General features: G+C 60.8%; 19 protein-coding genes and 2 tRNA genes. 16 read left to right on the forward strand and 5 right to left on the reverse strand.

The genetic code is table 11. From position 1 onward, the window contains the following. Window positions 1–64 precede the first annotated feature (64 nt). From BLU48_RS31260 to BLU48_RS31275, 4 genes are all read right to left on the reverse strand, one after another. A complete protein-coding gene (locus BLU48_RS31260) occupies window positions 65–1,618 on the reverse strand; it encodes an ABC transporter permease (protein WP_057023426.1) in 1,554 nt (517 codons plus the stop codon). Continuing rightward, on the reverse strand, window positions 1,618–2,643 hold the full coding sequence (locus BLU48_RS31265) for an extracellular solute-binding protein (protein ID WP_057023425.1): 1,026 nt from the start codon (window positions 2,641–2,643) through the stop codon (window positions 1,618–1,620). The genes BLU48_RS31260 and BLU48_RS31265 overlap by 1 nt, the downstream gene beginning before the upstream one ends. Before the next feature lie 144 nt (window positions 2,644–2,787). Beyond that, window positions 2,788–2,874: transfer RNA gene (locus BLU48_RS31270), tRNA-Leu, on the reverse strand. 154 nt (window positions 2,875–3,028) lie between these two features. Further along, window positions 3,029–3,115 (reverse strand) — tRNA-Leu (locus BLU48_RS31275). A 225-nt stretch (window positions 3,116–3,340) separates the two neighbouring features. Here BLU48_RS31275 and rnr point away from each other — a divergent pair. From rnr to BLU48_RS31350, 15 genes are all read left to right on the forward strand, one after another. Next, window positions 3,341–5,974: a ribonuclease R gene (rnr, locus tag BLU48_RS31280; RefSeq protein WP_057023424.1), complete on the forward strand. Its 2,634-nt coding sequence runs from the start codon at window positions 3,341–3,343 to the stop codon at window positions 5,972–5,974. Next, window positions 5,971–6,726, forward strand: a complete 756-nt coding sequence (rlmB, locus tag BLU48_RS31285; RefSeq protein ID WP_005784248.1) for a 23S rRNA (guanosine(2251)-2'-O)-methyltransferase RlmB — start codon at window positions 5,971–5,973, stop codon at window positions 6,724–6,726. The genes rnr and rlmB overlap by 4 nt, the downstream gene beginning before the upstream one ends. Window positions 6,727–7,034: 308 nt before the next feature. Continuing rightward, window positions 7,035–7,457 (forward strand): 30S ribosomal protein S6, encoded by a 423-nt coding sequence (rpsF, locus tag BLU48_RS31290; RefSeq protein WP_003236224.1) that lies wholly within the window; start codon window positions 7,035–7,037, stop codon window positions 7,455–7,457. 28 nt (window positions 7,458–7,485) lie between these two features. Continuing rightward, a complete protein-coding gene (rpsR, locus tag BLU48_RS31295; protein WP_002551829.1) occupies window positions 7,486–7,716 on the forward strand; it encodes a 30S ribosomal protein S18 in 231 nt (76 codons plus the stop codon). A gap of 36 nt (window positions 7,717–7,752) precedes the next feature. After that, complete coding sequence (locus BLU48_RS31300; RefSeq protein WP_057023423.1) at window positions 7,753–8,646, forward strand: YybS family protein; 894 nt, start codon at window positions 7,753–7,755, stop codon at window positions 8,644–8,646. 18 nt (window positions 8,647–8,664) lie between these two features. Next, entirely contained in the window at window positions 8,665–9,111 is a 447-nt protein-coding gene (gene rplI / locus BLU48_RS31305; RefSeq protein ID WP_003171376.1) for a 50S ribosomal protein L9, read from the forward strand. Window positions 9,112–9,222: 111 nt separating this feature from the next. Beyond that, window positions 9,223–10,620, forward strand: a complete 1,398-nt coding sequence (dnaB, locus tag BLU48_RS31310; RefSeq protein ID WP_003188079.1) for a replicative DNA helicase — start codon at window positions 9,223–9,225, stop codon at window positions 10,618–10,620. 96 nt (window positions 10,621–10,716) lie between these two features. Then, complete coding sequence (locus BLU48_RS31315) at window positions 10,717–13,020, forward strand: YgiQ family radical SAM protein (RefSeq protein ID WP_057023422.1); 2,304 nt, start codon at window positions 10,717–10,719, stop codon at window positions 13,018–13,020. Between the two features lie 209 nt (window positions 13,021–13,229). Next, window positions 13,230–14,162 (forward strand): hypothetical protein, encoded by a 933-nt coding sequence (locus BLU48_RS31320; RefSeq protein WP_057023421.1) that lies wholly within the window; start codon window positions 13,230–13,232, stop codon window positions 14,160–14,162. Then, window positions 14,159–14,608, forward strand: a complete 450-nt coding sequence (locus tag BLU48_RS31325; protein ID WP_057023420.1) for a hypothetical protein — start codon at window positions 14,159–14,161, stop codon at window positions 14,606–14,608. Before BLU48_RS31320 ends, BLU48_RS31325 begins: the two co-directional genes overlap by 4 nt. Window positions 14,609–14,687: 79 nt before the next feature. After that, window positions 14,688–15,608, forward strand: coding sequence for a hypothetical protein (locus BLU48_RS31330; RefSeq protein ID WP_057023419.1), 921 nt, complete (start codon window positions 14,688–14,690; stop codon window positions 15,606–15,608). Then, a complete protein-coding gene (locus tag BLU48_RS31335) occupies window positions 15,605–16,054 on the forward strand; it encodes a hypothetical protein (RefSeq protein ID WP_057023418.1) in 450 nt (149 codons plus the stop codon). The genes BLU48_RS31330 and BLU48_RS31335 overlap by 4 nt, the downstream gene beginning before the upstream one ends. Before the next feature lie 187 nt (window positions 16,055–16,241). After that, on the forward strand, window positions 16,242–19,532 hold the full coding sequence (locus BLU48_RS31340) for a transglutaminase family protein (protein ID WP_057023417.1): 3,291 nt from the start codon (window positions 16,242–16,244) through the stop codon (window positions 19,530–19,532). A gap of 157 nt (window positions 19,533–19,689) precedes the next feature. Beyond that, window positions 19,690–22,176 carry a circularly permuted type 2 ATP-grasp protein gene (locus BLU48_RS31345; protein ID WP_057023416.1) on the forward strand — a complete coding sequence of 829 codons (2,487 nt, stop codon included), beginning with the start codon at window positions 19,690–19,692 and terminating at the stop codon, window positions 22,174–22,176. Then, entirely contained in the window at window positions 22,176–23,066 is an 891-nt protein-coding gene (locus tag BLU48_RS31350) for a transglutaminase family protein (protein ID WP_057023415.1), read from the forward strand. Before BLU48_RS31345 ends, BLU48_RS31350 begins: the two co-directional genes overlap by 1 nt. Window positions 23,067–23,112: 46 nt before the next feature. Here the strand turns inward: BLU48_RS31350 and BLU48_RS31355 are convergent, their stop codons facing one another. Further along, window positions 23,113–23,295, reverse strand: coding sequence for a hypothetical protein (locus BLU48_RS31355; RefSeq protein ID WP_034117461.1), 183 nt, complete (start codon window positions 23,293–23,295; stop codon window positions 23,113–23,115). 332 nt (window positions 23,296–23,627) lie between these two features. On the opposite strand from BLU48_RS31355, the gene azu reads away from it, so the two are divergent. Continuing rightward, window positions 23,628–24,074 carry an azurin gene (gene azu, locus BLU48_RS31365; RefSeq protein ID WP_043047849.1) on the forward strand — a complete coding sequence of 149 codons (447 nt, stop codon included), beginning with the start codon at window positions 23,628–23,630 and terminating at the stop codon, window positions 24,072–24,074. The last annotated feature ends 28 nt before the right edge of the window (window positions 24,075–24,102 follow it).

Raw genomic sequence — 24,102 nt, forward strand, 5'->3', positions numbered from 1 at the left:
CAAGCCCCCTCCCACATTGGAACGCATTCCAAATGTGGGAGGGGGCTTGCCCCCGATAGCGGTTTCAGCGACTCAGATACATCCGAGTCGTGAGCAAATACACCGGCAACCCCGACACCAGAATCAACAGTGCTGCATAAGGTGCCGCCGCCGCAAACTCCACATTCGAGGTATGCGCCCACACAGCCGTCGCCAAGGTATTCAGCCCGGTCGGACTGAGCAGCAACGTCGCGGTCAACTCCTTCATCGCATCCAGGAATACCAGTGCAAATGCCGCCCCCAGCGCCGGGAAGATAATCGGCAGCGTCACCCGACAAAACGCACTGAACGACGAAGCGCCCAACGTGCGTGCAGCCTCTTCCAATTGCGGTGCGGCCTTGTTCAGCGCCGTGCGAATCGGTGCCTGGGCCAAGGGCAAGAACAGCAGCGCATAAGCGATCAACAGCAACGCCGAGGTCTGATACAGCACCGGCACATAATGCAGGGCGAAATACACCAGCGTCAGCGCAATCACCAAGCCGGGCAGAGCATGCAATAGATAGGGCAGGCGTTCGGCCCAGGTCGCCAGTTGACCTTTGTAGCGCACCACCAGCAGTCCCACCGGCACCGCCAGCACCAGGCACAGAGCTGCGCCGCCCAGTGACAGTGCCAGGGAGGACAGCAGCGCCTCACCTATCTCTGCCATCGGAAACGCTGCAGATGAGCCTACGGCCAGCCAGTAACCGAGCATCCCCAGGGGAATACCGCTGCCAATGATCGCCAGCCCAAGGCAATACACCTGGCCCAAAGGCGTCCATTTGCCCAGCGGGACCTGTCCGGCATGTCGCGCCGCACCTTGGCCTATGCGCACGTGCCGGCCTTTGCCGCGCACGCGCAACTCCAGCCACAGCAAGGTCAGGCACATTACCAGCAGTACCGCCGAGAGCATCGCGGCATTGGCATTGCTGAATTCCAGTTCGAATTGCTGGTAGATCGCCGTGGTAAAAGTCTGCAGGCCAATGATCGACAACGCGCCGAACTCTACCAGCATGTGCAGGGCGATCAGCAGTGCCCCGGCCAGCAACGACGGCCACAGCAGCGGCAAGGTAATGCGCAGGAACACGCCCCAGCGGTTCAGCCCCAGGGTGCGGGCGGATTCTTCCAGGGACGGGTCAAGGTTGCGCAAGGTCGCCGCCACTGGCAGGAATACCAGCGGATACTTGGAGAGGCTCATCACCAGGATCGCGCCGCCGAGTCCTTCGAAGTCGGCGCTCAGCGACACCCAGGTAAAGCTGCTGACAAACGCCGGCACGGCAAATGGCAGGCACAGGATCACGCCCCAGATGCGCCGTCCTGGCAGGTTGCTGCGTTCCAGCAGCCAGGCCAGGGACAGGCCGATCACGCCACAGGTCACGGTCACGCCGACCATCAGTGCAAGAGTGTTGCGCAGCAGGCCAAAGACATACGGCCGCCATAACAGATGCACCGCCTCTGCCCAGCCCGCCTGCCAGGCCTTGAGCCCGACATATGCCAGTGGCAGCAGGCTCAAGCCGACCAGCAACAGCACCGGCAGCAACAGCCAGATCGAGGGGCGTTTGCGCCGGGGGCTGAATGCGCCGGCCGTTAGCGACGGGTTCATCAGTTCAAGCCAACATCACGTTCCAGCTCCAGCGCTTCTTCGGCGTTGCCAAGGTCGGCTGGGGTGACTTTCGGCGGTTGCAGCTCGCTGAAGGGCTTGAGGCCACGATTGGATTCCATACCCTTGCGCAGCGGGTATTCGGCCGAGGTGTTGGTGATCACGCGCTGGCCTTCTTCGCTGGCCATAAAGGCGAGTAACTGCTGGGCTTGCTTGGGATGCTTGCTGGATTTCAGCGCCGCGGCGGAGGACACGGTGATCAGGCCGCCGGCATCGCCATCAGTGAAATAGTGCAGTTGGGAGTCCAGGTTGGTTTTTTCCTTCTTCAGGGCAAACCAGTAGTAGTTGTTCACCAGCACGGTGGCTACCTCGCCGTTTTCCACAGCCTTGAGGGCGACCATATTGTTGCTGTACACCTTGCCGAAGGCGCGCAGGCCGGTCAGCCATTCTTCCGCGGCTTCACGGCCGTGCAGCTTGATGATCGCCACCGCTTGTTCCTGGAACGCGCCGCTGGTGGGTACGAAGCCGACCTTGCCCTGCCACTCGGGGCCGGCGAAGTCCAATACGGACTTGGGCAGGTCTTTTTCAGCAATCAGTTTTGGGTTGAAGGCCACGACGCGGGTGCGGGCGGTCACGCCCATCCAATCGCCGTTACGGCCGACGTAATCCTTGGGTAGTACATCGAGGGTGCTGGCATCGATCTTCGCCAGCAAGCCTTGCTCGCCGAGTTTGTTCAACGGCGGCGATTCTTCGGTATAGATCACGTCGGCAGGGGAGCGGTCACCTTCTTCGACGACTTGGCTGGCCAGCTGATTGCTGCTGCCTTTACGCACGTTAACGTGAATGCCTGTCTTGGCTTCAAAGGCTTTGGCGAGCTCGTCGCCGACTTCCTTGTGTTGGCCGTTGTACAGGGTCAGAGCGATCTTGTCGGCGGAATAGGCGGCGGGCGAGAGCAGGGTCAGGCCGAGCAGGGTGAAGCCCAGGCCGCGCAGAAGGGATGTCTTGAGTCGGTTATCGCGGATCATCATCCGAAGTGTTCCTCGCTATATGCAACAAATCATTGCAAGGATAAACGATAAAACTTCTCAAGTGCGGATGAGGGGGGAAATCACTGGGGAGTTTTTATGGCATCAGAAACGAAAAAACCCGCTTTCGCGGGTTTGATCTGAATTTGGTGCCCAGGAGAAGACTCGAACTTCCACGACCTTGCGATCACCAGCACCTGAAGCTGGCGTGTCTACCAATTTCACCACCTGGGCATTTATCTAACAACGTTGCCGCTGTCGATGGGGCGAACTATACGGCGGGCTTTTTGATCTGTAAACCCCTGATTTGAAAATATAAATCATTTTTTCCGTTAAAAATCAAAGGCCTGAAACGAAAAAACCCGCTTTCGCGGGTTTGATCTGAATTTGGTGCCCAGGAGAAGACTCGAACTTCCACGACCTTGCGATCACCAGCACCTGAAGCTGGCGTGTCTACCAATTTCACCACCTGGGCATTATCTAACAACGTTGCCGTCGTCGATGGCGCGCACTATACGGAGCGATATTTGCGCTGTAAACCCCTGCCATGAAAAAAGCCTGGAAAATTTCGCCAGTGGTCGTGCAAGGTGCGCGCCGGGGGTCGCAAAAGGCTTTTAAACGCTTGTTGATACCTGAAATTTCCCGTTTCAATACGCGTATGCCAAACTAACCCACATATAGACAAGGTGAAAACTCTCTAATGGCCGATTGGCAGTCCCTCGATCCCGAGGCCGCTCGTGAAGCGGAAAAATATGAAAACCCTATTCCTAGCCGCGAACTGATCCTGGCGCACCTCGCCGATCGTGGTTCGCCTGCTAGCCGCGAGCAGTTGGTCGAAGAATTCGGTCTGACCACCGAAGACCAGCTCGAAGCCCTGCGCCGCCGCCTGCGCGCCATGGAGCGCGACGCGCAACTGATCTACACCCGCCGCGGCACCTACGCGCCGGTAGACAAGCTCGACCTGATCCTGGGCCGCATTGCCGGCCACCGTGACGGCTTTGGCTTCCTGATCCCGGACGACGGCAGCGACGACCTGTTCATGAGCCCTGCGCAAATGCGCCTGGTGTTCGACGGCGACCGTGCCCTGGCGCGCGTTTCCGGCCTCGACCGTCGCGGTCGCCGTGAAGGCGTGATCGTCGAAGTGGTGTCCCGTGCCCACGAGTCCATCGTCGGCCGTTACTTCGAAGAAGGCGGCATCGGCTTTGTGGTACCGGATAACCCGAAGGTCCAGCAGGAAGTGCTGATCACGCCAGGCCGCAATGGCGCGGCCAAGGTCGGCCAGTTCGTCGAGGTGAAGATCACCCATTGGCCGACTGCGCGCTTCCAGCCCCAGGGCGATATCGTTGAAGTGGTCGGCAACTACATGGCGCCGGGCATGGAAATCGACGTCGCGTTGCGCACCTACGATATTCCTCACGTCTGGCCTGATGCGGTGCTCAAGGAAGCCGCCAAGCTCAAGCCGGAAGTCGAAGAGAAAGACAAAGAAAAACGCATCGACCTGCGTCATCTGCCGTTCGTCACCATTGACGGCGAAGATGCCCGCGACTTCGACGATGCGGTCTACTGCGAAGCCAAGCCCGGCAAGCTGCGCCTGTTCTCCGGCGGCTGGAAGTTGTTCGTCGCGATTGCCGACGTCTCCAGCTACGTGAAGCTCGGCTCGGCCCTGGATAATGAAGCCCAGGTGCGCGGCAACTCCGTGTACTTCCCTGAGCGCGTGATCCCGATGCTGCCCGAGCAGCTGTCCAACGGCCTGTGCTCCCTGAACCCCAAAGTCGACCGCTTGGCCATGGTGTGCGAGATGACCATCTCGAAAACCGGCGAGATGACCGACTATCAGTTCTACGAAGCGGTGATCCACTCCCAGGCACGCCTGACCTACAACAAGGTCAGCACCATCCTGGAAACACCGAAGACCAGCGAAGCCAAGGCCCTGCGCAGCGAATACGCCGACGTGGTGCCGCACCTCAAGCAGTTGTACGCGCTGTACAAGGTCTTGCTGGGCGCCCGTCATACCCGTGGCGCGATCGATTTTGAAACCCAGGAAACCCGGATTGTCTTCGGTTCCGAGCGCAAGATCGCGGCCATTACCCCGACCACCCGTAACGACGCGCACAAGCTGATCGAGGAATGCATGCTGGCGGCCAACGTGGCCACCGCCGAGTTCCTGAAAAAGCACGAAATTCCAGCGTTGTACCGGGTGCATGACGGCCCGCCGCCGGAGCGCCTGGAAAAGCTGCGCGCGTTCCTCGGTGAGCTTGGCCTGTCCCTGCACAAAGGCAAGGACGGCCCGACGCCGAAGGATTACCAGGCACTGCTGGCGAGCATCAAGGACCGTCCGGATTACCACGTGATCCAGACCGTGATGCTGCGTTCCCTGAGTCAGGCGGTATACAGCGCCGACAACCAGGGCCACTTCGGCTTGAATTACGAGGCGTATACCCACTTCACCTCGCCGATTCGTCGCTACCCGGATTTGCTCACGCACCGGGCGATCCGCAGCGTGATCCACTCCAAGCAGAACACCCCGCACGTCAAGCGCGCCGGTGCCATGACCATTCCGAAGGCACGGATCTATCCGTACGACGAGGCGGCCCTGGAACAGCTGGGCGAGCAGTGCTCCATGAGTGAGCGCCGCGCCGACGAAGCCACCCGCGACGTAGTGAACTGGCTCAAGTGCGAGTTCATGAAGGATCGCGTTGGCGAGACATTCCCGGGTGTGATCACCGCCGTGACCGGTTTTGGCCTGTTCGTCGAGCTGACCGACATCTACGTCGAGGGCCTGGTGCACGTCACCGCCTTGCCGGGTGATTACTACCACTTCGATCCTGTGCATCACCGCCTGGCGGGCGAGCGCACCGGTCGCAGCTTCCGCCTGGGCGATACCGTGGAAGTGCAGGTCATGCGCGTCGACCTCGACGAACGCAAGATCGACTTCGGCATGCCTGACAAGCCCGCAGAGCCGACTGGCCGTAAAAAGCGTGGCAGTGAAACCGCAGTGCCGGCGGCCAAGGGCAAAGGGACTCCGGCGAAAGCGGCAGTCGCCGAGCCGACACCTGCCAAGGCCGGCCGTCGCTCTTCTGCCAAGGACAAGGCCCCTGAAGCCTACCGCCCAAGCGATGCCGCGGCGAAAAACGCCGAGCTGCGCAAGAGCCGCGAGTTGAAGCAGCAGTTGCTCAACGAAGCCAAAAGCGGTGGTAAAGCGGCGTCTGGGGGAAAGTCCCAAGGGGCGGAAAAGCCGTCGAGCAAGCCGAGTAAACACCGTAAAGGCCCGCCTAAAGCGGGTTCGGCCCCCGCGAAGAGCGGCGGGTCGCGCAAACCTAAGGCCAAGTCATGAGTCTGGAAAAAATCTACGGCGTGCACGCCGTAGAAGCACTGCTGCGTCATCACCCCAAGCGCGTCAAGCAGGTGTGGTTGGCCGAAGGCCGCAGCGAGCCGCGTGTACAGGCGCTGGTCGAACTGGCTACGCAAAACAAGGTGGCCATCGGCCAGGCCGAGCGTCGTGAAATGGACGTCTGGGTCGAAGGCGTGCACCAGGGCGTGGTGGCGGACGTCAGCCCAAGCCAGGTCTGGGGCGAAGCGATGCTCGACGAGCTGCTCGACCGTACCGAAGGCGCGCCACTGCTGCTGGTGCTGGACGGCGTGACCGACCCGCACAACCTCGGCGCCTGCCTGCGTTCTGCGGACGCCGCCGGTGCGCTGGCGGTGATCGTGCCCAAGGACAAGTCAGCGACCCTGACGCCGGTAGTGCGTAAAGTCGCCTGCGGCGCGGCGGAAGTGATTCCTCTGGTGGCTGTGACCAACCTGGCGCGCACGCTGGAAAAGCTCCAGCAGCGTGGTCTGTGGGTCGTGGGTACGGCGGGCGAGGCTGAGGTCAGCATTTATGACCAGGACCTTACCGGCCCGACCATTCTGATCATGGGCGCTGAAGGCAAAGGCATGCGTCGTTTGACCCGTGAACATTGCGATTATCTGGTGCACTTGCCGATGGCCGGTAGCGTCAGCAGCCTGAACGTGTCGGTTGCAACGGGTGTATGCCTGTTTGAAGCCCAGCGCCAGCGCGGCGCCAAGGCTAAGACCAAGAAGTAATCAGGTTTGATGCAGTTCAAAATGTGGGAGGGGGCTTGCCCCCGATAGCGGTAGATCAGTTACAGATGATGTGACTGGCCCATCGCAATCGGGAGCAAGCCCCCTCCCACATTTAATTTTGTGGTGTTTGGGAGATTGTTCAAATAATCACCAATCACCTTGCGCCGCTTCTCCCCCTTCTCTACAATTGCGCCCCTTGCCTTCCTGGCAGGCACGCATGTGCCTCCCCTGCGGCAAGATCCATAAGTGTCATTCACTCCTTGTCTGACCGTTTTTGAGCGGCAGGCTACAACCCGTAAGGAGCATTCATGCGTCATTACGAAATCATCTTTTTGGTCCACCCGGATCAAAGCGAGCAAGTCGGCGGCATGGTTGAGCGTTACACCAAGCTGATCGAAGAAGACGGCGGCAAAATCCACCGTCTGGAAGATTGGGGCCGTCGTCAACTGGCTTACGCAATCAACAATGTTCACAAGGCTCACTACGTGATGCTGAACGTTGAGTGCACTGGCAAGGCCCTGGCCGAGCTGGAAGACAACTTCCGCTACAACGATGCAGTGATCCGTAACCTGGTCATCCGTCGCGAAGAAGCCGTTACCGGCCAATCCGAGATGCTCAAGGCTGAAGAAAACCGCAGTGAGCGCCGTGAGCGTCGCGACCGTCCTGAGCACGAAGGCGCTGATAGCGCTGATAGTGATGACAGCGACAACAGCGATAACGCTGACGAGTAATCCACGGACCTTTTAAGGAGCCTATCAAATGGCACGTTTCTTCCGTCGTCGTAAATTCTGCCGCTTCACCGCTGAAGACGTGAAAGAGATCGATTACAAAGATCTCAACACTCTGAAAGCCTACGTATCCGAGACCGGCAAAATCGTTCCAAGCCGTATCACCGGTACCAAAGCACGTTATCAGCGTCAGCTGGCCACCGCTATCAAGCGCGCCCGCTTCCTGGCCCTGCTGGCCTACACCGACAGCCACGGCCGCTGAGACCGGGCAGTCGACAAGTAGTAAGGGATTGAATGCATGCGCGCCTTAGCTGAGTTCATCATGCGCGGTCGTATGCAGGCCACTCTGGTAGTGGCTGGCTGTGCGGCATTGCCGTTGCTTTATTGGTTGGGTGCTGCCGCGGGTTGCCTTGTGCTGCTGCGGCGCGGTTTGAAGGACGCCCTTGGCGTTCTTGCCCTGGGTTTGTTGCCGGCCTTGATCTGGTGGCTGCAAATGGGTGATCCACGGGTACTTCTGGTACTGCTGGGGTCATCGAGCCTTGCGTTGGTTCTGCGCGCAAGTGAGTCCTGGGTCCGCACGCTGCTGGTCAGCGTGGCATTGGGGTTGGTGTACTCAGTGATGCTTGGCGCGGCTTTCCGCCCGCAAATCGAGGCGCTGTCGCAGGAAATCGTCAAGATCCTGCCGCTGGCCCTCGGGGATCTCTACCAGCAGTTGTCGGTAGATGAGCGAGCGCGGTTTGCGTCACTGATTGCCCCGGTCCTGACCGGCCTGATTGCGGCATTGTTGCAGGTCGTCAGCGTGCTGAGCCTGATTCTTGGGCGTTATTGGCAGGCGTTGTTGTACAACCCGGGTGGTTTTGGTCGCGAGTTTCGCAGTATCAGAATCCCAGCGGGGCCGGCGATGTTGCTGCTGGCGTGCATGGTTGTCGGGCCGAACTTCGGCCCACAGATGGCCTTGCTGGCGCCGATTTGCAGCGTACCGCTGGTGTTTGCCGGGCTGGCCCTGATCCATGGGCTGGTTGCGCGCAAGCGCCTGGCCAGGTTTTGGCTGGTGGGGTTGTACGTCACGCTGTTGCTGTTCATGCAGCTGATCTATCCGTTACTCGTGGTCTTGGCCATTGTCGACGGCCTGATTGATTTTCGCGGTCGTCTGGCGTCGAAAGACGCCGATAACGCGAACGGTGAAGGTTAAAAGTTAGAGGATTTTCACATGCAACTGATCCTTCTGGAAAAAGTCGCCAACCTGGGCAACCTGGGCGACAAAGTGAACGTTAAGGCCGGCTACGGTCGTAACTACCTGCTGCCATACGGCAAAGCAACCGCTGCAACCGCTGCCAACCTGGCTGCGTTTGAAGAGCGTCGCGCTGAGCTGGAAAAAGCCGCAGCAGACAAAAAAGCTTCGGCCGAAACTCGCGCTGCCCAACTGGCTGAGCTGGAAGTGACTATCACTGCCACCGCCGGTGACGAAGGCAAGCTGTTCGGTTCGATCGGCACCCACGACATCGCTGATGCACTGACCGCCTCCGGCGTTGAAGTGCAGAAGAGCGAAGTTCGTCTGCCGAACGGCACCATCCGCAACGTAGGCGAATTCGACGTAGCCGTGCACCTGCACGCTGAAGTTGAAGCCACCGTACGCGTTGTCGTGGTAGCAGCTTAAGCCGCACCTAACTGACTGGCACCTCGCGTGTCAGCCGGTTAACATCGGGCACGATCCTGTTTACAGGTCGTGCCTTTTGTTTTTCTACATACCCCCAAATTCCAAGTGGCCATGAACGAAATCTCCGCTCCTGAGCAATACGATCTGCAAACCGCTGCCCTGAAGGTGCCGCCGCATTCCATCGAGGCCGAACAGGCCGTGCTCGGTGGCTTGATGCTGGACAACAACGCCTGGGAACGCGTGCTGGATCAAGTCTCGGACGGCGACTTCTATCGTCATGACCACCGCCTGATCTTCCGCGCCATCGCCAAGCTGGCCGACCAGAACTCACCGATCGACGTGGTGACCCTGGCCGAGCAGTTGGACAAGGAAGGCCAGACCTCCCAGGTTGGCGGCCTGGGCTACCTCGGTGAACTGGCGAAAAACACCCCGTCCGTCGCCAACATCAAGGCCTATGCGCAGATCGTCCGCGAGCGGGCCACCCTGCGCCAGTTGATCGGCATCAGTACTGAAATCGCCGACAGCGCCTTCAACCCCGAAGGCCGTACCGCCGCCGAGATCCTTGACGAAGCCGAGCGCCAGATCTTCCAGATCGCCGAAGCGCGGCCCAAGACCGGTGGCCCGGTCAGTGTCAACGACCTGCTGACCAAGGCCATCGATCGCATCGACACCTTGTTCAACACCGATGCCGCCATTACCGGTATTTCCACCGGCTACACCGACCTCGACGAAAAGACCAGCGGCCTGCAGCCGTCCGACTTGATCATCGTCGCCGGTCGTCCGTCCATGGGTAAGACCACCTTTGCCATGAACCTGGTGGAAAACGCCGTACTGCGCAGCGACAAGGCGGTGCTGGTGTACTCCCTCGAGATGCCAGGCGAATCGCTGATCATGCGTATGCTCTCGTCCCTGGGGCGTATCGACCAGACCAAAGTGCGTTCCGGCCAATTGGAGGACGACGACTGGCCGCGCCTGACCTCGGCGGTCAACCTGCTCAACGACCGCAAGCTGTTCATCGACGACACCGCAGGTATCAGCCCTTCCGAAATGCGTGCGCGTACCCGCCGCCTGGTGCGCGAGCACGGCGACATCGCGCTGATCATGATCGACTACTTGCAGCTGATGCAGATCCCGGGTTCCAGTGGTGACAACCGCACCAACGAGATTTCCGAAATCTCCCGGTCGCTGAAAGCCCTGGCCAAGGAATTCAACTGCCCGGTGGTGGCCCTGTCCCAGCTCAACCGTTCCCTGGAACAACGGCCCAACAAGCGCCCGGTGAACTCCGACTTGCGTGAATCCGGAGCGATCGAGCAGGATGCCGACGTCATCATGTTTGTGTACCGCGACGAGGTGTACCACCCCGAGACCGAGCACAAAGGCATCGCCGAGATCATCATCGGCAAGCAGCGAAACGGCCCCATCGGCTTTATCCGCCTGGCGTTCATCGGTAAGTACACGCGCTTCGAGAACCTGGCGCCGGGCAGCTATAACTTCGACGACGACGAATAACCCGTCTGCTCAATTCCGACCATTACCGTCGGAATTGGTCAAAATTTGTGCTATATTCCGCGCCCGCGATTTTTCATCTCAACACCGGTCACCGTCATGCAAACAGCCAAGCCGTTATTTGACTATCCCAAGTACTGGGCCGAATGTTTCGGTCCTGCGCCATTCCTGCCGATGAGCAGGGAGGAGATGGATCAGCTTGGCTGGGATTCGTGCGACATCATCATCGTCACCGGTGATGCCTACGTTGACCATCCGTCGTTCGGCATGGCAATCATCGGCCGGCTGCTGGAGGCCCAGGGCTTCCGCGTCGGGATCATTGCCCAGCCGAACTGGCAGTCCAAAGACGATTTCATGAAGCTCGGCGAGCCGAACCTGTTCTTCGGTGTCGCGGCCGGCAACATGGACTCGATGATCAACCGCTACACCGCCGACAAGAAAATTCGCTCCGACGACGCCTACACCCCCGGTGGCATGGCCGGCAAACGCCCGGACCGCGCCAGTCTGGTGTACAGCCAGCGTTGCAAGGAAGCCTACAAGAACGTTCCGATCGTACTGGGCGGCATCGAAGCCTCCCTGCGCCGCATCGCCCACTATGACTACTGGCAGGACCGTGTGCGCAACTCGATCCTGATCGACGCCGCCGCCGATATCCTGCTGTACGGCAACGCCGAGCGCGCGATCGTCGAGGTGGCCCAGCGCCTGTCGTGGGGCCACAAGATCGAAGACATCACCGATGTGCGCGGCACCGCGTTCATTCGCCGCGACACGCCGGCGGGCTGGTACGAAGTGGACTCCACGCGCATCGATCGCCCGGGCAAGGTCGACAAGATCATCAACCCGTACGTCAACACCCAGGACACCCAGGCCTGCGCCATCGAGCAGGAAAAGGGGCCGGTGGACGATCCGGAAGAAGCCAAGGTCGTGCAGATCCTGGCCAGCCCGCGCATGACCCGCGACAAGACCGTGATCCGCCTGCCGTCGGTGGAAAAAGTCCGTGGTGACGCGGTGCTCTACGCCCACGCCAATCGCGTGCTGCACCTGGAAACCAACCCAGGCAACGCCCGCGCCTTGGTGCAGAAGCATGGGGAAGTGGACGTGTGGTTCAACCCGCCGCCCATCCCGATGACCACCGAAGAAATGGACTACGTGTTCGGCATGCCTTACGCCCGCGTACCGCACCCGGCGTACGGCAAGGAGAAAATCCCGGCCTACGACATGATCCGCTTCTCGGTGAACATCATGCGTGGCTGCTTCGGCGGCTGCACCTTCTGCTCGATCACCGAGCACGAAGGCCGCATTATCCAGAACCGTTCCGAAGAGTCGATCATCCGCGAGATCGAAGAGATCCGCGACAAGGTCCCAGGTTTCACCGGTGTGATTTCCGACCTCGGCGGCCCGACCGCGAACATGTACCGCATCGCCTGCAAGAGCCCGGAAATCGAATCCGCGTGCCGCAAGCCATCCTGCGTGTTCCCTGGCATCTGCCCGAACCTGAACACCGACCACTCTTCGTTGATCCAGCTGTATCGCAGCGCCCGTGCGTTGCCGGGTGTGAAGAAGATCCTGATCGCTTCCGGCCTGCGCTACGACCTGGCCGTCGAGTCGCCTGAGTATGTGAAAGAGCTGGTGACCCACCACGTGGGTGGCTACTTGAAGATCGCCCCGGAACACACCGAGGAAGGTCCGCTCAACCAGATGATGAAGCCGGGCATTGGCAGCTATGACAAGTTCAAGCGCATGTTCGAGAAGTACACCAAGGAAGCGGGCAAGGAGCAGTACCTGATCCCGTACTTCATCGCCGCCCACCCAGGCACCACCGATGAAGACATGATGAACCTGGCCCTGTGGCTCAAGGGCAACGGCTTCCGTGCCGACCAGGTGCAGGCGTTCTACCCCTCGCCAATGGCCACAGCCACGGCGATGTACCACTCGGGCAAGAACCCGCTGCGCAAGGTCACCTACAAGAGCGACGCGGTGACCATCGTCAAGAGCGAAGAACAGCGCCGTCTGCACAAGGCGTTCCTGCGCTACCACGACCCGAAGGGCTGGCCGATGCTGCGTGAAGCGCTGACCCGCATGGGCCGTGCCGACCTGATCGGGCCGGGCAAGGACCAGTTGATCCCGCTGCACCAGCCAGCTACCGACAGCTACCAGAGCGCCCGTCGCAAGAACTCGACGCCGGCCGGCAGCCACAAGGTCGCCAAGGAAACCACGACCAGAATACTCACCCAGCACACCGGCCTGCCACCCCGTGGCAGCGACGGCAGCAACCCGTGGGACAAACGTGAGCAAGCCAAGGCAGCGGCCCAGGCGCGTAACAAGCAAGCGGCGAAGGAGCGCACCGATGCGGCCAAGGGCAAAGGCGGCAAGCCTGCGCGCAAACCGGTGGTGCCGCGTTGATCGCTGCCTGAACCTACAAAACGCCAGCCTCGTGCTGGCGTTTTGCTTTCTGGTCGGTGGTGAGTCTGTTTGGTAAGGTGGCGCCCATTAGATCGCTATCGGGGGCAAGCCCCCTCCCACACTGACTGTGTTCACAGGTCCAAATGTGGGAGGGGGCTTGCCCCCGATGAGGCCCGATCGGCCACCCTCACTTTCAAGGACGAACAACCATGGGCAACCCCCTGGCCGGCATCGGCATGGACTCCAACCGCTCCCAGTTCATGGCGCGCCAGCGCATCGAAAGCCAGATCAACCTGCCGCGGCTGTTTGCAGCCATTGATGCCGATCCAGGTATCGTTGGCGCAGGCGTCGTATACATCGACGCCGACTTCAACGTCATTACCCTGCGCGAATTCAAGCCCATCTGCAGCATCAAGCCCAAGCGCGTCATTTTGCGCGAGGCGCAGAAGTACATCTCGCCGGCGCAGTTTGTCGAGCAGGTGAAGACCGACCCCCGTGAAGGGCGCCTCCAGAAGGAGGCCTTTGATATGGGGCTTTCCTGTGGGGCGGCGGTGATCGGCTGGATCGTGGTGTTCAGTGGCAGCGTCGCCGTACCCTTCACCGCCGGTGCCAGTGCTTTTGTGGTGGGTATTGGTGTCACGGCGGCGCTGGCCAGCAGTGCTCAGTGCGGGTTTGGCGTGGCCCGTACCTATAACGAAATCCTTGACCCGGATGCCAACGACCGCATGGACGACGCCCAGTGGTATGGCGCGGTGTCACCGATTCTCGATGCCGCATCGTTGGTCGGGATCGGAACGGGAGCCTTCACCACCTTAAGGCTGCTCAAGGCCAGAAAGGCCGCTGCCTTGGGCAAGAGTTGGTATGAGCTGCTCAAGGGCTTGAATCGCCAGGAGCGCAAGAAGTTGACCCAGGAATTGCTCAGCCTCAAAGACCCGAGCCTGACCCCCAAATTGCTCAAGTTGCAGCAGCGCGCCGGCACGTTGCCCAAGCGCTACAGCTCCACGGAAATTCGTCATGCCACGCTCACCCAGCTCAAGGACGCCTTGGGCGGCATGTTGGGTATCTGGGGCAGCTATCGAACCGGTCACGTCGGCTCGGCATCGACGCTTGCCATTGGCCTGTATGAGGAACTGACGGAATGAAGGGGTTTCCCGATAGGCGCAGTTTCCTTGCGCGTTATTTTCCGGTGTTCATGGGCACCATCTTCATGGCGATTTTCTCTGGTTCGGTGGCTGTCTCCACGGCGGGCGTGACCTATTTGCGCGGTGTTGAGCCGGCGCTCAAGGCCAACTACTCCGCAGCTGCAATTCTGGTGCTGGTAGCGGTGCTGGTGTTTGGCAATGTGATGATTGCACGCGGGTTCCCCTGGGCGACTCGGCTGGTGGCGGGCTACCTGGTGTGCTGCCTGCTGTTCGTGTTGCCGATGATTCAATACGGCCTCAATACCCTGGTGTACGGCTCGGCGGTGCTGTTTCCGCTGCTGGGTTTGTTGTTGCTCAACAGCAAGCGCCATCGTGAAATGCGCCAGCGGCTGCTCGAAATCCGCCATTTGCGCCAAGCGGCCATTGCGCAACGCAAAGCCCGTTGATTGGGTAGACTCACCAGCTGTCGCTGCGCCTTCGCCAGAAAATCAGTCCAGTCTCCACCGCTTCAAGGAAGAACACCCTATGAGCAACCCCCTGGCCGGCATCGGTATGGACTCCAACCGCTCCCAGTTCATGGCGCGCCAGCGCATCGAAAGCCAGATCAACCTGCCGCGGCTGTTTGCAGCCATTGATGCCGACCCCGCCATTGTCGGTGCAGGTGTGGTGTATATCGATGCCGATTTCAACGTTGTCACTCTGCGCGAATTTCAGCCTATCTGCAGCATCGCACCCAAGCGTGTGATCCTGCGTGAGGCGCAGAAGTACATCGCACCAACGCAATTCGCCCAGCAGGTGCAAGACAATCCGCGTGAGTCCCGGTTGGTGGGTGAAGCGGTCAATACCACGCTATCGTGTGCCGGCGCGGTCATCGGTTGGATTGTGGTGCTCAGTGGTTCCGTCGCGGTCCCGTTTTCGGCGGGGGCCAGTTCGGTGGTCGTGGCGCTCGGCTACACGGCTGCGGCAGCCAGTTCTGTGCAGTGTTTTGCCAGCGGCTATCGCACGGTCAATGAGATCCGCAATCCTGCGCGCAATGATCAGCTCGACAGTGAGGAATGGTACCAATACACCATGATTGCCCTGGATGCGGCGTCGTTGATTGGGGTGGGTTCATCGGCATTGGCAACGGTCAAGCTGGTGCGGCTGAATAGGGCCTCTACCGGGAAAAGTGTGAGAGAGGTGCTCAGGGGCCTGAATCGACAGGAGCGCGCCAAGTTGACCAAAGAGCTGCTGAGCATCAACGACCCACGCTTGACGTCCAAGATGATCAAGTTGAAGCAGTTGTCGGGCGAATTGCCTAAGCGGTTCACGCCCACCGAGGTCAAGCATGCAACGGTCACGCAGATCAAGGACGCGTTGGGCGCGGCCATCGGTTTTACCGGCAGTGCGGTGTCAGGGAACGCGCGCACAATTGCCATAGGGCTGTATGAGGAGGCCGAGCAATGAACGAGCTGCCTAGCATTCGCAGTTTTCTGTCGACGTATTTCCCAGTCTTTATGGGGGCGATATTTGCCTGCATTTTCACCCTCGTGTTTGCGGTTCCGGTGTTCTTCGACAGCTATATGCCAAGCCTGTCCATGGCAGATAACGCCAAGTACTCCTTCCTGGTGGGTATCGCACTCACGCTAGTCATTGTGCACTGCAATTTCATGATTGCACGCGGGCGTCCCCAATGGATGTGGCCGTTAGTGATGCTGCTGGGGGTATGCTTTCTGGGTGTATTGCCAACGCTCAATGATCAACCGAATGGGGTGGTATATGCCTTGAGCCTGTTGTTTCCATTGCTTGGGTTATTGCTGTTCAACAGCAAACGCCACCGTGAAATGCGCCAGAAACTGGTCGAAGTCCGCTGCCTGCGCCAAGTCATGATTGCCCGACACAGACACCGTTGACCGGGTGGGTTCACCGCTCACTCTCATGCCCGCGCCACAAATATGTGCGTCACTTGCACCACGGCACCCACGTTGGCGCTGTTTTGGTGCTGTACTGCACCGGGCCCCGCGATGAAGTGCAATGACCGCGGCCCTGGCATAAGTCTTGCGCACATTGTGTCTATGCCCTGGCTCGCAGGAGGCCGCCGTGTCGATTCATGTCGCGTTGCACCACGTTACGCACTACCGCTATGACCGCGCTGTCGAACTCGGCCCACAGATTGTGCGTTTGCGCCCGGCAGCTCATAGCCGCACGCGAATTTTGTCTTATGCACTCAAAGTCCTGCCCGAGCAGCATTTTATTAATTGGCAGCAAGACCCACAGGGCAATTACCTGGCGCGTCTGGTCTTCCCGGAAAAGACGGACGAACTGCGCATCGAAGTCGACCTGGTTGCCGAGATGGCGGTGTTTAACCCATTCGATTTTTTCCTTGAGCCGTATGCCGAAAAAATCCCGTTCAGCTATGCCGCCGATGAGCAACGCGAACTGGCGCCGTACCTGGAAACTTTGCCGCTGACGCCAAGATTCGCCGCGTACCTGGCCGGTATCGACCGTACGCCATTACCTGCGGTGGATTTCCTGGTTGGGCTGAACCAGCGCCTGGCCGCCGATATCGGCTACCTGATCCGCATGGAACCAGGCGTGCAAACCCCGGAATTCACCCTGGAAAATACCTCCGGTTCTTGCCGCGACTCGGCCTGGCTGCTGGTGCAATTGCTGCGCAACCTGGGGCTGGCGGCGCGGTTTGTCTCGGGTTACCTGATCCAGCTCACTGCCGATGTCAAAGCCCTCGATGGTCCGTCCGGCACCGAGGTGGACTTCACCGACCTGCATGCCTGGTGCGAAGTGTATTTGCCCGGCGCTGGCTGGATCGGCCTTGACGCGACTTCCGGACTGTTCGCCGGTGAAGGGCATATCCCGTTGGCCTGTAGCCCCGATCCATCATCTGCCGCGCCGATCAGCGGGTTGGTGGAGCCATGCGAGTGCGAATTTGCCCACGAGATGTCGGTGGAGCGCATCTGGGAAGCACCACGGGTGACCCAGCCCTACACCGAAGAGCAATGGCTGGCGATCCACGCCCTGGGCCGACAGATCGACGCTGACCTGCTCAAGCACGACGTGCGCCTGACTATGGGCGGCGAGCCGACCTTCGTCTCTATCGACGACCCTGACGGCGCCGAATGGAACACCGCCGCCCTGGGGCCAGACAAGCGTCGCCTGTCCGCCGAGCTGTTCCAACGCCTGCGCCGGCACTATGCGCCCAAGGGCCTGGTGCATTTCGGCCAGGGCAAGTGGTACCCCGGCGAGCAACTGCCGCGTTGGTCGCTTAACTGTTACTGGCGCCGAGATGGAGTGCCGATCTGGCACAACAGTGCGTTGATCGCCGATGAACAAGAGGATTATGGTGCTGACGGCGCGATGGCCGGGCACTTCCTGGCCAGCATCGCCGAGCGCTTGAAACTGCCGGCGCGCTTTGTGTTCCCGGCCTTTGAAGACAACGTCTACTACCTGTGGCGCGAGGGCGCGTTGCCGCATAACGTCAGTGCCCAGGACCCGCGCTTGAGCGACGAACTGGAGCGCGAACGCCTGCGCAAAGTCTTCGCTCAGGGCCTGGGTAACGTCATCGGCCACGTGCTTCCCCTGACGCGCACCGCGGCCAATGACCGCTGGCAGAGTGGTCGCTGGTACCTGCGCGATAATCACTGCCGCCTGGTGCCGGGCGATTCGCCGCTGGGCTATCGCCTGCCTTTGGCGTCCCAACCGTGGGTGACGGCGGCGGAGTATCCGTTCGTGCACCCGACCGACCCGAATCAGGATCAACCTGACCTGCCGACCACCGAACAACTGCATAGCCACGGCGAGCCGGCCCCGAGCGATGAGCGTGTGCCGAAGGTCGATGAGTCCGCTGACTGGCTGACCCGCACCGCGCTGTGCGCCGAGGCGCGGGAAGGGCGCCTGTACCTGTTTATGCCGCCGCTGGAACGCGTCGAGGATTACCTGGAACTGGTGGCCGCCATCGAGGCCACCGCCGAAGAGTTGCATTGCCCGGTGCTGCTGGAAGGTTACGAGCCGCCCGCGGATACGCGCCTGAGCAACTTCCGGGTCACGCCGGACCCTGGTGTGATCGAGGTTAACGTACAGCCGTCCGCCACCTGGGACGAGTTGGTGGAGCGCACCGAATTCCTCTATGAAGAGGCCCGGCAAACCCGGCTGACCACCGAGAAATTCATGATCGACGGGCGCCACACCGGTACCGGTGGCGGCAACCATTTTGTGCTGGGCGGCGCGACGCCCAAGGACTCACCCTTCCTGCGGCGCCCTGACCTGCTGCGCAGCCTGATCAGCTACTGGCATAACCACCCGTCGCTATCCTACTTGTTCTCCGGTCTGTTTATCGGCCCGACCTCCCAGGCACCAAGGGTGGACGAGGCACGCAACGATGCGCTGTATGAACTGGAAATCGCCTTCGCGCAGATGCCAGCGCCGGGCGAGGACTGTCCGCCATGGCTGGTGGATCGCCTGTTGCGCAACCTGCTGATCGACGTGACGGGTAACACCCATCGCGCCGAATTCTGTATCGACAAACTCTACTCCCCCGACGGCGCCACCGGCCGCCTGGGCTTGCTCGAATTACGCGCCTTTGAAATGCCGCCCCATGCACGCATGAGCCTGACCCAGCAGTTGCTATTGCGCGCGCTGGTCGCACGGTTCTGGCGCGAGCCTTACGCGCCGCCGAAACTGGCGCGCTGGGGCACCGAGTTGCATGACCGTTTCCTGTTGCCGCATTTTATCGAGCAGGACTTTGCCGACGTGATCGTCGAACTGAATGCGGCCGGCTACCCGTTGCGTGCCGAATGGTTCGCGGCGCACCTGGAGTTCCGCTTCCCCAAGGTGGGCGACTACGCCGTCAGCGGTATCGAACTGGAACTGCGCCAGGCCTTGGAGCCTTGGCATGTGCTGGGCGAAGAGGGCGCGGTGGGCGGTACGGTACGCTACGTGGATTCGTCCCTGGAGCGCCTGCAAGTGAAGTTGACTGGCCTGCCAGCGCAACGCTACCTGCTGACCTGCAATGGCATCCCGGTGCCGCTGCAACCGACCGGCCGCGTCGGCGAGTTTGTCGCCGGCGTGCGCTACCGCGCCTGGCAACCGGCCAACTGCCTGCAACCGACCATTGCGGTGCATGCGCCCTTGGTATTCGACCTGCTCGACACCTGGATGCAGCGCTCGCTGGGCGGCTGCCAATACCACGTGGCGCATCCGGGTGGACGCAATTACGACAGTTTGCCGGTGAATGCCAACGAGGCAGAGAGCCGTCGGATGGCGCGGTTTTTCCGCTTGGGGCATAGCCCGGGCAAGCGACCGGTGCCGGTTGTAGAGGTGAACGATGAAATGCCAATGACCCTGGATTTACGCCGTTTTCCAACAAATAAGGAATGAATGCGAGCCAACTGTGGAAGGGGGCTTGCTCCCGATAGCAGAGTGTCAGTCAGCACATTTGTCACTGATGCACCGCCATCGGGAGCAAGCCCCCTCCCACATTGGATCGTAGTGAATTTGAGTTAACCTGACTTCCCTTGCCCCTGCCGAGCGTTCCATGTCCGATTTGCTCGACCGTTACCCGCTCACCGCGGGCACCTACCACGAACTGCTGGACGAGAGCGGCGCGGTGCGTGCCCATTGGCAGCGCTTGCTCGATCACCTGCAACGCAGCACGCCCGCGCAACTGGCCCAGCGCCAGGCGCTGCTGACCCGGCAAATCCAGGAAAACGGTGTGACTTACAACGTCTACGCCGACCCCAAGGGCGCTGATCGCCCCTGGGAGCTGGATCTGCTGCCCCATGTGCTGGCCGCCGATGAGTGGCGGCAGCTGTCGGCCGGCATCGTCCAGCGTGCGCGCTTGCTCAATGCAGTGCTGGCCGACCTGTATGGCCCGCAGCTCCTGATCAAGGAAGGCTTGCTGCCCGCCGAACTGGTGTTCGGGCATAACAACTTCCTGTGGCCATGCCAGGGCATTCAGCCGCCCGACGGTGCTTTCCTGCACTTGTACGCCGTGGACCTGGCGCGCACTCCGGATGGCCGCTGGTGGGTCACCGCCGACCGTACCCAAGCACCGTCGGGCGCCGGCTACGCCCTGGAAAACCGCACCATCGTGTCCCGCGCGTTCCCGGACTTGTACCGTGATTTGCAGGTGCAGCACCTCACCGGTTTCTTTCGCACGCTCCAGGAAACCCTGGCTCGCCAGGCGCCGGGCGACGACCAGCCACCGCTGATCGTGCTGCTCACGCCGGGCCGTTTCAACGAGAGCTATTTCGAACACCTGTACCTGGCGCGCCAACTCGGCTACCCGTTGGTAGAAGGCGGCGACCTCACCGTGCGCGACAGCACTGTGTTCCTGAAAACCCTCAGCGGCCTGCGTCGGGTCCACGCGATCATGCGCCGCCTCGACGATGATTTCTGCGACCCGCTGGAGCTGCGTACCGACTCGGCCCTCGGCGTGCCTGGCCTGCTCGACGCCGTGCGCCAAGGTAACGTGCTGGTGGCCAATGCCCTGGGCAGCGGCGTGTTGGAGTCCCCAGGCTTGCTGGGTTTCCTGCCAAAGATCAACGAATTCCTGTTCGGTGAAGCGCTGATCCTGCCGTCCATTGCCACCTGGTGGTGCGGTGAAGCGCCGGTGCTGGCCGAAGCCCTGGAAAAACTCCCGGAGCTGCTGATCAGGCCGGCATTTGCTTCGCAGAGTTTCGCCCCGGTGTTTGGTCGCGACTTGAACGATGAGCAACGCCAGGCTCTGGCCGAGCGTATGTGTGCTCGGCCTTACGCCTACGTTGCCCAAGAGCTGGCGCAGCTGTCCCAGGCGCCGGTGTGGCATACCGAGGAAGATCATCTGCAACACCGCGCCATCGGTATGCGCGTGTACGCGGTGGCCAGTGATGAGGGGTATCGCGTGCTGCCCGGTGCCCTGACCCGTGTGGCTGCCGAGGCCGATGCTGAGGTGGTATCGATGCAGCGCGGCGGTGCCAGCAAGGACACCTGGGTGTTGGGTGAACGTGCCAGCGTCGGCGAACAGTGGCGTGCCCAGCGTGCGATTGGCGCCCACGACCTGGTACGTCGCGATCCTTATTTGCCGTCGCGGGTGGTGGAAAACCTGTTCTGGTTTGGCCGCTATTGCGAACGCTGCGACGACAGTGCGCGCTGGCTGCGTGTCGTGCTGGCGCGTTATGTGGATGGCGATGATCCGTTGGCATTGCAGGCAGCGGTCGAACTGGGAGAAAGCCTGCGCCTGTTGCCAGAGGAGGGCGAGCTGCCCGAGCGCCTGCTCGCCGCCTTGCTCGGTGATGATTGGCCTTCGAGCCTGCGCGCCAACTTGCAGCGGCTGCAGTGGGCGGCGTCCCAGGTACGCGGCAAGCTGTCCCGGGAAAACTGGCAGGCGCTGGTGGAGCTGCAACGCGAAGCCATGGAGCTGGAAAGCCAAAGCCCTGATTTTGGCGAGCTGCTGGATTTCCTCAACCGCCTGGTGATGTCCCTGGCGGCGCTGTCCGGGTTTGCCCTGGACGATATGACCCGCGATGAAGGCTGGCGTTTCTTGATGATGGGCCGGCGTATCGAGCGCCTGCAGTTTCTCAGCAGCAGCCTGGCAGCGTTCCTGCGTGGTGTAGCGGTGTTCGATCAGGCCGGGCTGGAGTGGTTGCTGGAGCTGGGCAACAGCAGCATCACCTATCGCTCGCGCTACCTGGCGGTGCCGCAGTTGATCCCGGTGCTCGACCTGTTGTTGCTCGATGAGCAGAACCCCCATGCGGTGCTGTTCCAGTTGAAACTGGTGAGCCGCACCCTGCGTCGCCTCAATGATGATTTCGGTGTGCCTCGGGAAACCGGCCTGGCGCCGTTGGTGGAGCGCCTGGCGCGCTTCGAGCTGGGCTGCCTGGAGAACCCGTTGTTCGGCAAGGCCAGCGTGCGTGCTGCGCTGGACGGCCTGGCCGACCTGTTGCAAACGGTCGCCGATGAAAGTGGGCAAGTGTCCGATCGCCTGGCGCTGCGCCATTTTGCCCATGTGGACGATGTCAGCCAGCAGACGGTGTCGGTGTGATGAGCGCGCGTTATCAGATTTTCCACGATACCCATTACCACTACGACAGCCCGGTGTCCCTGGCGCAGCAGTTGGCGCATTTATGGCCACGGCAGTGTGCCTGGCAACGTTGTACCTGGCAGCAGCTGGAAATCAACCCGCAGCCGTCTTCGCGTCGCGATGAGCTGGATGTGTTCGGCAACCCGATCACCCGCCTGGCGTTCGAGCGGCCCCATGATGAATTGCTGGTGAACGCGGCGCTGACCGTGGAAGTGCTGGCGCGGCCTGCGCTGGATTTCCAGCAATCGCCGGCCTGGGACCAGACTCGCGACAGCTTGACCTACAGCAGCCAGCCCATGGCAGCGCAACTGATCGAAGCCTGTCGATATCGCTTCGAATCGCCCTACGTACATTTGAAGAAAACCTTCGTCGAGTTCTCCGAAAGCTGCTTCCCGCCCGCCGAACCCTTGCTTTTAGGCACGCAGGCGTTGATGCAGAAGATTTTCAGCGAGTTCACCTTCGATGCCCAAGCCACTCAGGTCGCCACGCCGCTGGTGGAGGTGCTGGAGCGGCGGCGCGGGGTGTGCCAGGACTTCGCCCACTTGATGCTCGCCTGCCTGCGCTCGCGTGGGCTGGCGGCGCGCTATATCAGCGGTTACCTGCTGACCCAGCCGCCGCCCGGGCAGCCACGGTTGATCGGCGCCGACGCGTCCCATGCCTGGGTCTCGGTGTTTTGCCCGGAGTCGGGCTGGGTGGATTTTGATCCGACGAATAATGTGCAGCCGGCACTGGAGCACATCACCCTGGCCTGGGGCCGGGATTTCTCTGATGTGTCGCCGCTGCGTGGGGTGATTCTGGGGGGAGGTAGCCATGACCCGGAGGTGCGGGTAACGGTGATGCCACTGGAATAGCGGTGGGTTGTGGTGAGCAGGGAGGGCCTGCTCACCACAACAAAATTTATTCCGCCGGGTCTTTCGGGGTTTCGGTCTCGTCAGTCGCCACTTCACCTTCCGCATCCGGGTTCAGTGCGCCTGCTTCTTCGTCTGCAGCGGCTTTCTTGCGTTGCAGTTTTTCCTCTTTCTTCTGTTCCTTGGCCAAGTCTCTCTGACGTTTGGCGAAGGAGTAATTAGGTTTGGCCATGGGCGATCCTCTAGGGTCGAAGGTGAGGGTGGGCGGCGCGCAGCTGCCTTGGGTCGTCATGGTAGCAGCTTCAAGGTGCCTTTCGCCTTCACTTACCGCAGGCGTAGGCGGCCAGCAGGCCGTTGAACAGGTGATTGAGGTGCATGGCGCGAACTCCAGTGGGCAATGGGACGATCATAGGCAGCCTGCGGCACTTTGGCTGGTTGATTGTGTTGATCAAGCTGATAGCCTAAAGTTGTATACAATCTGTTGATGCAGATCATAAGAACCTAAGCCTGCTTGAGGCACCCTTGTCGCAATACGCGTTTTCTAACCCTGCCTTGGAGATTCACATGTTTGCCAAACTCGTTGCTGTTTCCCTGCTGACCCTGGCGAGCGGCCAGTTGCTTGCTGCAGAGTGCAAGGTCACCGTCGACTCTACCGACCAGATGTCCTTTAACACCAAAGAAATCACCATCGACAAGAGCTGCAAGCAGTTCACCGTTGAGCTGACTCACTCGGGTAACCTGCCGAAGAACGTGATGGGGCATAACTGGGTGCTGACCACTGAAGCCAACATGCAGCCTGTGGCGACTGACGGTATGGCTGCGGGCATCGATAAGGATTATCTGAAAGCCGGTGATGACCGCATCATCGCCCACACCAAGATCATTGGCGCTGGCGAGAAAGACTCGGTGACCTTCGACGTCTCCAAGCTCAAGGCCGATGAGAAGTACAGCTTCTTCTGCTCGTTCCCTGGCCACATTTCGATGATGAAAGGTGCCGTGGTCCTGAAGTAACACCGCGTCATCGTTCATCGGGGGCAAG

This window comes from Pseudomonas synxantha (assembly GCF_900105675.1).
Classification (GTDB): domain Bacteria; phylum Pseudomonadota; class Gammaproteobacteria; order Pseudomonadales; family Pseudomonadaceae; genus Aquipseudomonas; species Aquipseudomonas synxantha.

Excerpts from the sequence above, each read along its gene's own strand:
- BLU48_RS31260 (WP_057023426.1), bottom strand. The coding sequence starts at position 1,618 with ATGAACCCGTCGCTAACGGCCGGCGCATTCAGCCCCCGGCGCAAACGC.
- BLU48_RS31265 (WP_057023425.1), bottom strand. The coding sequence starts at position 2,643 with ATGATGATCCGCGATAACCGACTCAAGACATCCCTTCTGCGCGGCCTG.
- rnr (WP_057023424.1), top strand. The coding sequence starts at position 3,341 with ATGGCCGATTGGCAGTCCCTCGATCCCGAGGCCGCTCGTGAAGCGGAA.
- rlmB (WP_005784248.1), top strand. The coding sequence starts at position 5,971 with ATGAGTCTGGAAAAAATCTACGGCGTGCACGCCGTAGAAGCACTGCTG.
- rpsF (WP_003236224.1), top strand. The coding sequence starts at position 7,035 with ATGCGTCATTACGAAATCATCTTTTTGGTCCACCCGGATCAAAGCGAG.
- rpsR (WP_002551829.1), top strand. The coding sequence starts at position 7,486 with ATGGCACGTTTCTTCCGTCGTCGTAAATTCTGCCGCTTCACCGCTGAA.
- BLU48_RS31300 (WP_057023423.1), top strand. The coding sequence starts at position 7,753 with ATGCGCGCCTTAGCTGAGTTCATCATGCGCGGTCGTATGCAGGCCACT.
- rplI (WP_003171376.1), top strand. The coding sequence starts at position 8,665 with ATGCAACTGATCCTTCTGGAAAAAGTCGCCAACCTGGGCAACCTGGGC.
- dnaB (WP_003188079.1), top strand. The coding sequence starts at position 9,223 with ATGAACGAAATCTCCGCTCCTGAGCAATACGATCTGCAAACCGCTGCC.
- BLU48_RS31315 (WP_057023422.1), top strand. The coding sequence starts at position 10,717 with ATGCAAACAGCCAAGCCGTTATTTGACTATCCCAAGTACTGGGCCGAA.
- BLU48_RS31320 (WP_057023421.1), top strand. The coding sequence starts at position 13,230 with ATGGGCAACCCCCTGGCCGGCATCGGCATGGACTCCAACCGCTCCCAG.
- BLU48_RS31325 (WP_057023420.1), top strand. The coding sequence starts at position 14,159 with ATGAAGGGGTTTCCCGATAGGCGCAGTTTCCTTGCGCGTTATTTTCCG.
- BLU48_RS31330 (WP_057023419.1), top strand. The coding sequence starts at position 14,688 with ATGAGCAACCCCCTGGCCGGCATCGGTATGGACTCCAACCGCTCCCAG.
- BLU48_RS31335 (WP_057023418.1), top strand. The coding sequence starts at position 15,605 with ATGAACGAGCTGCCTAGCATTCGCAGTTTTCTGTCGACGTATTTCCCA.
- BLU48_RS31345 (WP_057023416.1), top strand. The coding sequence starts at position 19,690 with ATGTCCGATTTGCTCGACCGTTACCCGCTCACCGCGGGCACCTACCAC.
- BLU48_RS31350 (WP_057023415.1), top strand. The coding sequence starts at position 22,176 with ATGAGCGCGCGTTATCAGATTTTCCACGATACCCATTACCACTACGAC.
- BLU48_RS31355 (WP_034117461.1), bottom strand. The coding sequence starts at position 23,295 with ATGGCCAAACCTAATTACTCCTTCGCCAAACGTCAGAGAGACTTGGCC.
- azu (WP_043047849.1), top strand. The coding sequence starts at position 23,628 with ATGTTTGCCAAACTCGTTGCTGTTTCCCTGCTGACCCTGGCGAGCGGC.